This is a genomic window from uncultured Caballeronia sp., assembly GCF_964243625.1.
In the GTDB taxonomy this organism is placed as follows: Bacteria; Pseudomonadota; Gammaproteobacteria; order Burkholderiales; family Burkholderiaceae; genus Caballeronia.
Window position 1 is genome coordinate 1 of record NZ_CAXTGZ010000220.1, and the last position, 9082, is coordinate 9082.

Sequence of the window (9082 nt, forward strand, 5' to 3'; positions counted from 1 at the left end):
AAGTGGACGGATCGAGGTACGTGATTCGGGGATTGGCATTGCGCCGGAAGAACACGAACTCGTGTTCGAAGAGTTTTATCAGGCGAGGCTGCCTGATGAAAAACCGCGACAGGGACACGGGCTCGGCTTGCCTACTGTCAGACGATTGGTGAAACTGCTTGGCGGCGATGTCACGTTGCGCTCCTCACCGGGACGCGGCACGACAGTCGGCGTGCCGGTCAAGCGCGGCGACCCGGACCTGATCACGATCACCGCAAGGCTCAGTGATGTGGCATTGACCGGGCCAACGGCTGCGGGAAGGCGGATTCTTTGCATCGACGATGATCCCGCCATTCTTGCCGCACTCGAACGCCTGCTTGGCCGCTGGGGTTGCACCGTGCGCAGCGTGCGGGACGAGCGCGCTGCGGTGCAAGCCGTTGAAGACGATTTCGTTCCCGATGCGCTGCTTTGCGATTACCAGCTCGGCAATCACCGAACCGGCGCGCAGGCTGTTCGCGCGGTGCGGCAGGCGTTGTGGGAGCGGGGCGATGGCGACATTGTCACGCTGATGATCACGGGCGACATGGCGTCGTCCGAACTCAGCACGCTTGCCGCACAAGGCATTCCCGTGCTGCACAAGCCGGTGACGCCGGCCCGCTTGCGCCGCACGCTCGACGCCCTCTGGCAGCAAGGCGAACGCAACGCGGCGCTGGAGCGCCAGCCGCCGGCATCGTGATTAGAGCGTGCGGCCGGTTTCAAGCCAGCCGCCAATCAGTGCGATCGCCGCTGACCGGTTGTGCACGCATAGCGCCCGGAACATGACCGACAGATGCACCTTGACCGTTCCCTCGGCGACACCGAGTTCCCGCGCGATCATCTTGTTGGTCCAGCCGCGGTACACGAGCCGCATGATTTCCTGCTGGCGTGGCGACAGGTTTTCCATCAGATGCCGATGATGCGGCTGGATACCAACCGGCAACGCCTCCACGACAGCCCCCCCGGAACGTTCGGCAACGGGCGCAGGGGCCTGCCCGGGTCCGAGCAGACTCAGCGCTTCAATGGGAACGTAGGCGCCGCCGAGAAGCACGAGCTCGATTGCCTTGAGCATCACGCTTGCGGGTTCGCGTTTCGGCACGAAACCGAGTGCTCCGGCGGCAAGCACCGCACGCATTTCGTCGGCTGACTCCTCCGCCGACAACACCACCAGCGGCAGTGCCGGATTCGCCTTCAGCAGCGTTTGCAGCGACGCTGCACCTTCCATGCCGGCCATGTGCAGGTCGACTATCGCGAGGTCGTGGTTCGCTTCCGGCCTCGCAGCGGCAGCGAGCGTTTCCCAGCTATCGGCTTCGTCGAACTGGGCGTCGGGGTCGAGCCCGCGCAGCAGCGATTTCACGCCTTGCCGGATCAGTTCGTGGTCATCGGCCACCAGAAACCTCATGGCATCTCCATGTCGCGGGCCTGCTTTGTCGAGTGGCTTGGATGCGGTCTGACTGAAGCGGTCGTATTGGCGATTATGTGGGTTGAATTCGTTATGGCAACAGGATTATTTATGCGAAGTATCCACGTGCGCTACTTAAACGAACGAACGCCGGTTTTTTTTGAACCCGCCCGTCAGGCTTCAAAGCACGGCAAGCCACCCGCCATCGACGTAGATGATCTGCCCGTTCACATAACTCGACGCCGCCGACGACAGGAACACAGCCGTGCCGACAAGTTCCTCCGGCGTGCCCCAGCGCTGAGACGGGTTGCTGCTTTTCACCCATGCATCGAAGGTGGGATTCTCGACCAGCGGCTTGTTCATGTCGGTGAGGATGTACCCCGGGCCAATCGCGTTCGCCTGGATATTCGATGCCGCCCATTCCGCGCTCATCGCGCGCGTCAGCATCTTGATGCCACCCTTCGCGGCGGTGTAGGCGCCCACGGTCGCGCGCGCGCCTTCGCTCGTGAGCGATCCGATGTTCACGATCTTGCCGCCATTCCCGCGCGCGATCATGCGCTTCGCCGCTTCCTTGGACACGATGAACGCGCTCGTGAGGTTGGTATCGATCACGCGTTGCCAGTCGCCCAGCTCAAGCTCGATAAGCGGCTTTCGAAATTGAATGCCTGCATTGTTGATGACGATATCGATCTGCACGCCATGTTCGTCCCAGTGCGTGAACGCATCCTTGACGGCTTGTTCGTTCGTGACATCGAACGCACGGCCTTGCGCTTTCAAGCCGTTGCTTACGAGGCGCGAGACCGCTTCGTCGACGGTATCGGGTCTCGTTCCGTTGATGATCACCGCAGCGCCCGCATTCGCGAGTCCTTCAGCGAGCGCGAAGCCAATGCCACGCGCCGAACCGGTGACAAGCGCGGTGCGGTTACTCAGATCGAAAAGCTGTGTCATGCGTTTGTCCTCGTACCTGTTTTGTCATATCGGCTTTAAGTGAGCCGAAGCGCAGGAAAACATTGTAGTGGGATGGCGCTACGCGGCAGGCTGCGGGCAATGCGGCGCGGGTAACCAGTCTAACGGTGCGATTTTTGTTAATTTCGTATCGAAAAGTAGTGTTGCTACGTGAACAACGCATTTTTCAACCGATAATGCGTGTATTGATATCGTAATTTTTACGCTTTGAGTAAGTAAATCGCCGCGCCGCAGCAAATTTATTGCACTTAAACAAGTATTTGAATCACGTAAACCCTAGATTGTGATCCACCGTTCAGTCCTTTACATTGCGTCGTAATACTACGGCTCAAATTGTTGTTCACTACAACTTCGGCGACCGACGCAGACTGTCGAAAAGCAGAAATCGCCTGTATTGCCATGAGAGGAGACAAGCCATGGATGATGATTCAAAGGCCTTCGCATCAGAGTCAGCTTCACAATCTGCTTCAAAACCGGTTTCCCGCCGCAAGTTCCTGGTCGACATGGCCGCGACCGCAGGCGCGCTTTCCCTTTCGCCACTGGCGCTCGCGCAGCAAAAGCCGCTCGTGCCTTTCAGCAACAAGAGCCTCGATTACTACTTCTTCGCGACGCAACAGGAGGCGGTAAAGCGCGCGGTCGAGGCGAAGGCCTGGACGTTCCAGGCGGTCAACGCAAACTTCAGCACCACGACCCAGCTCGAGCAATGGCAGAGCCTGTTGCTCAAGAACCCGGCTGCGATCATCGCGGACCCGATCGACAGCCAGGCTATCGCGAGCGTGATCAAGAAGTACAACATGAAGAAGATTCCGGTCGGCATCATCGATACCCCCGCGCTCGCCGGCGATGTATCGATCACCGTCGACTTCGACAATTACGCCGGCGGCGTGATGGCGGCCGAAGCCATCGTCGCGGCGCTCAAGAAGAAGAACGGTTCGGCCAAGGGCACGGTGCTCAACTGCTACGGCGCGCTGCAATCGGTGGCATGGCGTCTTCGCAAGGAAGGGCTCGAGGCGACCTTCAAGAAGTATCCGGACATCAAGCTGATCAGCCGCCCGACTGAAGGGCTGCTCAAGAACATGCTGTCAGTGACGCTCGCCACGCTCTCGGAATATCCTGATCTCGACGCCGTGCATGCGCCAAGCGACTCACCCGCGCGCGGCATTGTGACCGCGCTGCAGCAAAAGGGTAAGTGGAAGAAAGTCGGCGAGCAGGGCCACGTGATTTTCGTGAATATCGACGGTGAACCGGCTGCGCTCCAGTGGATCGGCGACGGTTACATGGACGCGGTCGTATCGCAGGATCCGATCGCCTATGCGCAGATCACGGTCGAGATGCTAGACAAGTATTCATTGAAGGGCCAACCCGTACCGCTCGGGCCGTATCAGAACAGCCAGTACTTCTGGGAGAAGGCGGAAATCACGAAGTCCGTGACAGGTCCGAGCCTCGTGATCCAGCCCTTCGTAGTCGATGGCAACTCGGTCAAGGACAAGCGCCAGTGGGGCAACATCGCCTACAACGAATGGGGCCTGCGCTACAGCTAGGCCGCCGCTTGGCGCACGTTCAGTCTTCCGGTCCGCGTCACGGCGCGGACCGGTAACAGCAACCGGATGGTCGGACATGGCAGATACCAGCAGCACGGAATACATCCTCAGGACCCGCGATATCGTCAAGCGCTACAAGGCGGTCGTCGCGCTCGATCACGTGTCGGTCAACATCCGGCGCGGCACGATTCACGGCCTGCTCGGCGAAAACGGCGCGGGGAAGTCCACGCTTGTCGGGCTGATTTCAGGCTTGATATCGCCGACGGAAGGCAGCATCGAATTTGCGGGTGAAGAGGTGCAGGGCTTTGACGTCAAGCAGATGGAAGCGCGCGGCGTGTTCCTCGTCACGCAGGAGCCGATGATCGTCGAGTCCATGTCGGTCGCCGACAACCTCATGCTCGGTCACTGGCCCGTGAAGCGCGGTTTCACGAAGACCGTCGATCAGCGCGCGCTGATGGCGAACGCGGTCAAGGCGCTGGAAGGCACGGGGCTCGACCCGCGCATGTCGGCGCGCGAACTCTCGGCGGTCGCCAAGCGCAAGCTGAACATCCTTCGTGCGCTGTACAGCGGCGGCAAGCTGCTGATCCTCGATGAACCGACCGCCGCGCTCACGCTCGCGGACCGCGATCATCTGTTCGGTTTCATGCGAAGCCTCAGGGCACAGGGTGTGAGCTTTGTGTTCATCTCGCACTACAACGAAGAGATCCTGAGCATCTGCGACGGCGTGACCGTGCTGCGCAACGGGCGGCTTGCTGGGGAGATGGACAATCTTGACGGGATCGATTCGGATGCGTTGTCGGAGCTGGTAATCGGCCGCGATGTGCCGTTGTTCCACCGGGCGCACGGCGAAAGTGAAATTCAAGGGGAAGCTGCATGGCAGGTCAGCGGACTTCAGGCACGCAACATCAATATAGAGTCATTCAGCATCAAGCCTGGGGAGATCGTGGGGTTTGCGGGCTTGCCGGGGTCAGGGGCGAAAGAGTTTGGCCTCGCGCTGTTCGGGCTCAATCGCGCGAGCCGCGGCCGCATCAGACATGGCAATCGGGAGATGGATTTCCCCGATCATCCGCAAGCGGCGTTCGCGAACGGCATCGCGTATCTGTCCGACGACCGGCATCGCGATGGACTCGTCGGCCTGCAAAGCATCGCGCAGAACATCACCATGTCGAGTCTTGCGAAAGTTTCCAAGGCTGGCGTCATCGATGCCCCCGCCGAGCGCTCGGTGGTCAAGCGCTACTTCGAACACCTCAGGGTCAAGGCGGCGACGCCGAAGGTGCTGCTCGGCACATTGAGCGGCGGCAACCAGCAGAAGGTGTGTCTGGGCCGCGTGCTCGCCACGGAACCCAAACTGCTGATCCTCGACGAACCCACGCGCGGCATTGACGTAGGCGTGAAGGAAGAGGTTCATCGCATTATCGATGCCCTCACGCGCGAAGGCCTGAGCGTGATCGTGATCACGAGCGATCTGGACGAAATGGTCCGGATGGTAGACCGCGTCTGCGTGTTCGTGGATGGCGAGGTGAGCCAGGAATACACCGGTGCGGACATCGATAAAGACACCATCCTGCAGTCGGCATTCGGCGCCGCCAGCAGCGCACTTACACACTAAAACTCAGGAGACGGATCATGCAACCCAGGAGCAACATCTCCGCGAGCGTTCCGCCGGCGGCGCCCCCCGCCGCGGCAAAGCGGCCCGCAAAACACAGCGTGCAATGGCTGTTCCAGAACGTGGTGTGGCTGTGGCTTGCCGCGCTCGTGATTGTGTTCGGCGTGCTCAATCCGTTCTTCTTCACGGTCTCGAACCTGCAGAACGTGCTGGTGCAGGCGACCGTGCTCGGGTTGCTTGCGCTGGCAGTATCGCTGCCGCTGATGGTCGCCGAGATCGACCTGTCGATAGCAAGCAACATGGGATTTTCAGCGGCAATCGGCGCGATCATCAGCACCCGGCTCGGCATGTCGCCGGCGATCGGCGTGCCGCTCGGCATTGCGGCGGCAACGGCGATCGGCTTCTTCAATGGCCTGTGTGTCACGCGCTTGCGGATGGTCTCTCTGATCCAGACGCTGGCCGTGATGATCGTGCTGCAAGGCTCGCTCTTGGCGGTCACGCAAGGCAATACCATCTCGGACATGCCCAACAGCTTTATCTGGATCGGGCAGTACACCATCGGCAACTGGCCGGTGATGCCGGTTGTGTTTCTCGTCGCGCTGATCGGCATGGGCTTCCTGTTGCGCAAGACCGTGCTCGGCCGAAGCCTTTATGCGACCGGCGGGAATGCGCTCGCGGCAAACTCGGCCGGTATCCGCGTGAACCGGGTGAAGGTCATCGCGTTCACGTTGTCGGGATTTCTTTCCGGCGTCGCGGGTTACTTGCTGGCTGCGTGGCAAATGGCGATCACGTCCGATCAGGGCGAAGGATTCCTGCTCTATGCAATCGCGGCGCCGATCATCGGCGGGGTCAGCGTGTTCGGCGGACGCGGCGGCGCAGCGGGCATTCTCGGCGGCGTCCTGTTGCTGACGGTGATCCACGTCGGGCTTGCTATTACGTCAGTGCCGTCGTTTTATGTGCAGATGATCGGCGGCGTGCTGATCTTTATCGCCGTGGCGGTCGATGCCATTCGCGTGAACTTCGTCGCGCAATGAGCCGGCTCAAAGTACTTTTCAGGCATTCAAAGACATGACCGATCCAAGACAGTGCGAGATGTATATCGACGGCCGCTTCGGCAATGGCGGCGAGATCGAATGGCTCGACGTGATGAACCCGGGTACGGAACAGATCATTGCCCGCGCCCCGGACGCGCGTGCTCCGGTCGTCGATGCAGCCGTGGCCGCAGCCAAAAAAGCATGGCAAACATGGCGATGGACCAACCCGTTCGAGCGCTCGCAGTTGCTGCATGCCATCGGCGATAAAGTCACGCTGGCCGAGCGCCTTATCGCCACGGCGATCACCGAAGAGATGGGCAAGCCGCTCGGCGAGGCGCGCGGCGAAGCAAAGAAACTCGCGAAGGCGTTTCACTACTACGCGGAAGAAGCGGTACGCGTCTTCGGCAGCACGATTCCGAACGAAGACGACGGCTTCATCAGCATCGTCGAGAAGGAACCCGTGGGCGTGGTCGGGGCGATCGCGCCGTGGAACTATCCGGTCGAGCTGATCGGATGGAAACTCGCAGCGGCACTGGCGGCGGGGTGCACGATTGTCGTGAAACCGTCGGAATACACACCGTCGAGCGCGCAGGAATTGTTTCGATGCCTGGACGAGGCGGGTCTGCCGCCGGGCGTGGCGAACCTTGTCATGGGCGCCCGCGAGACAGGGCGTTTGCTGGTCGGCCATCCAGACATCGATAAAGTCGCGTTCACCGGTTCGCAAGCTGCAGGAGAAGACATCTACCGGACGGTGCGTGGGATCACGCCGCTTTCGCTGGAACTGGGCGGGAGCTGTCCGCTGATCGTGACGGGGAACGCTGATATAGAACGTGCGGTTGCGGGCACCTTGCGCCGCGCGTTTCGCAACGCCGGGCAGATCTGCATCTCGATCAATCGTGCGTACGTGCATGAGTCGGTCTACGGACGCTTTGTCGATCAACTGGCGTCGGGCGCACGCAGCCTCGTGGTCGCAGACGGGCTCCTGCGTGAGAACGCCGATGTCGGTCCCATGACAACCCGCGCAGGCGTGGCCAAGGTCGAACGTCACGTCGCCGATGCGCGCGAGCATGGTGCGCAAATTCTCTGTGGCGGCGGACGTCCCGATGGCGCAACGCGCGGTTTGTACTACGCGCCCACGGTCATTGCCGACTGCACGCCCGGGATGCTCGTGATGCACGAAGAAACGTTCGGGCCGGTGATCGGCGTGGCGCAGTATCGTTCGCTCGATGACGCCATTGCCGAGGCCAACGGTACGCCGTCGGGTCTTGCGGCCTACGCATACACGGAAAACATCAAGGAGAGTTTCACGCTGAGCAAGCGGCTCGACTTCGGCAACGTGTCAATCAATCATGTCGATGCCGGCATCATGAACGCGCCTTACGGTGGCCGCAAGCAAAGCGGCACAGGCTACGAACACGGCCACGAAGGCATGGAAAGCTACTTGCATCTCAAGCACGTGCGGCTTCGGCACGGCGCATGACGGGGACGTCGATGGAACGTTATCTTCTCGGTATCGATATCGGCACCTCGGCGTGCAAGGTGATCGCAGTCGACAGCCGCGGGCAGGTGGCCGCGAAAGCGGTCGGCGATTACCCGGTAATGAGCCTGCGGCCCGGCTGGGCCGAGCAGGACCCCGAGTACTGGTGGCGCGCGGCGGACAAGGCCGTGACGGAAGTGCTCGCGCGCTTGCCTGACCGGCGCGCGGTGCAAGGCATCGGGTTGAGCGGCCAGATGCACGGCCTGATCGCGCTCGACAAACACGACCACGTGCTGCGTCCCGCGATCCTCTGGTGCGACCAGCGCGCGGCGCCCCATTGCGACGAAATCACCGCGAAGGCGGGCGGCCTGCAGGGCTTGCTCGAACTCGTACAGAACCGCATGCTGCCGGGTTTCACGGCGGGCAAGCTGCTGTGGATGCGCGAGCACGAACCCGAGCTGTTCGCGCGCTTGCGTCGCATGTTGAACCCGAAGGATTACCTGCGCCTGCGGCTGACGGGCGAGCATGTAACGGATGTATCGGATGCATCGGGCACGGGACTCTTCGATGTCCGCAACCGCAGGTGGTCCAGGCCGCTGATGCGTTTGCTCGACTTGCCGGAAAGCATCTTGCCTGAGGTCGTGGAGTCATCGGACAGGACCGGCGTCTTGTTGCCCGACCTTGCCGCGCGATGGGGCTTGCCGCCCGCCACGCCGGTCTTCGGCGGCGGCGGCGATTCGGTGATCCAGACCACGTCGATGGGCGTCATCGACAGCGGGCCGCTGGGCGTGACACTCGGCACGGCAGGGATCGTCGCGGGCGGGATGCGCTCGTGCCCGGTCCCGACCGGCCAGTTGCAGATCTCGTGCGGCAACGCGCCGGGCCGATGGCATGTGATGGGCGTGACGTTGACTGCCGGCGGCGCGTTCGAATGGCTGAAACAGGCGCTGGCGAGCGTCTCGCCGGCAACCGGCGCATTGAGCTTCGAGCGCATGATATCGATGGCGCGTGAAGCGCCGGCCGGCTCCGGCGGCCTGTTGT

General features: G+C 61.7%; 8 protein-coding genes. 6 read left to right on the forward strand and 2 right to left on the reverse strand.

Annotated elements, in window-relative coordinates; all coding sequences use genetic code 11:
• The coding region (locus ACFFAR_RS16235; RefSeq protein ID WP_375508128.1) for an ATP-binding protein at nucleotides 1-715 on the forward strand (715 nt) is incomplete at its 5' end.
• Here the strand turns inward: ACFFAR_RS16235 and ACFFAR_RS16240 are convergent.
• Both ACFFAR_RS16240 and ACFFAR_RS16245 read right to left on the reverse strand, forming a co-directional pair.
• A complete protein-coding gene (locus tag ACFFAR_RS16240; protein ID WP_174363281.1) occupies nucleotides 716-1417 on the reverse strand; it encodes a response regulator in 702 nt (233 codons plus the stop codon).
• A gap of 180 nt (nucleotides 1418-1597) precedes the next feature.
• Nucleotides 1598-2365 (reverse strand): SDR family oxidoreductase, encoded by a 768-nt coding sequence (locus ACFFAR_RS16245; protein WP_062001600.1) that lies wholly within the window; start codon nucleotides 2363-2365, stop codon nucleotides 1598-1600.
• A gap of 434 nt (nucleotides 2366-2799) precedes the next feature.
• On the opposite strand from ACFFAR_RS16245, the gene ACFFAR_RS16250 reads away from it, so the two are divergent.
• The 5 genes from ACFFAR_RS16250 to ACFFAR_RS16270 form a co-directional block, all read left to right on the forward strand.
• Nucleotides 2800-3924 carry a sugar ABC transporter substrate-binding protein gene (locus ACFFAR_RS16250; RefSeq protein ID WP_375508129.1) on the forward strand — a complete coding sequence of 375 codons (1125 nt, stop codon included), beginning with the start codon at nucleotides 2800-2802 and terminating at the stop codon, nucleotides 3922-3924.
• 76 nt (nucleotides 3925-4000) lie between these two features.
• Nucleotides 4001-5533, forward strand: a complete 1533-nt coding sequence (locus ACFFAR_RS16255) for an ATP-binding cassette domain-containing protein (RefSeq protein ID WP_174363280.1) — start codon at nucleotides 4001-4003, stop codon at nucleotides 5531-5533.
• 17 nt (nucleotides 5534-5550) lie between these two features.
• On the forward strand, nucleotides 5551-6564 hold the full coding sequence (locus tag ACFFAR_RS16260; protein WP_174363279.1) for an ABC transporter permease: 1014 nt from the start codon (nucleotides 5551-5553) through the stop codon (nucleotides 6562-6564).
• A 34-nt stretch (nucleotides 6565-6598) separates the two neighbouring features.
• The gene (locus ACFFAR_RS16265) at nucleotides 6599-8044 is read left to right on the forward strand and encodes an aldehyde dehydrogenase family protein (RefSeq protein ID WP_174363278.1); all 1446 of its coding nucleotides are present in this window, start codon (nucleotides 6599-6601) and stop codon (nucleotides 8042-8044) included.
• A gap of 11 nt (nucleotides 8045-8055) precedes the next feature.
• Nucleotides 8056-9082: xylulokinase (locus tag ACFFAR_RS16270; protein WP_375508130.1), on the forward strand; the 1027-nt coding region annotated here is incomplete at its 3' end.

Bases quoted from the DNA above. Each gene is read 5' to 3' on its own strand.
- ACFFAR_RS16240 (WP_174363281.1), bottom strand. From the start codon at position 1,417: ATGAGGTTTCTGGTGGCCGATGACCACGAACTGATCCGGCAAGGCGTG.
- ACFFAR_RS16245 (WP_062001600.1), bottom strand. From the start codon at position 2,365: ATGACACAGCTTTTCGATCTGAGTAACCGCACCGCGCTTGTCACCGGT.
- ACFFAR_RS16250 (WP_375508129.1), top strand. From the start codon at position 2,800: ATGGATGATGATTCAAAGGCCTTCGCATCAGAGTCAGCTTCACAATCT.
- ACFFAR_RS16255 (WP_174363280.1), top strand. From the start codon at position 4,001: ATGGCAGATACCAGCAGCACGGAATACATCCTCAGGACCCGCGATATC.
- ACFFAR_RS16260 (WP_174363279.1), top strand. From the start codon at position 5,551: ATGCAACCCAGGAGCAACATCTCCGCGAGCGTTCCGCCGGCGGCGCCC.
- ACFFAR_RS16265 (WP_174363278.1), top strand. From the start codon at position 6,599: ATGACCGATCCAAGACAGTGCGAGATGTATATCGACGGCCGCTTCGGC.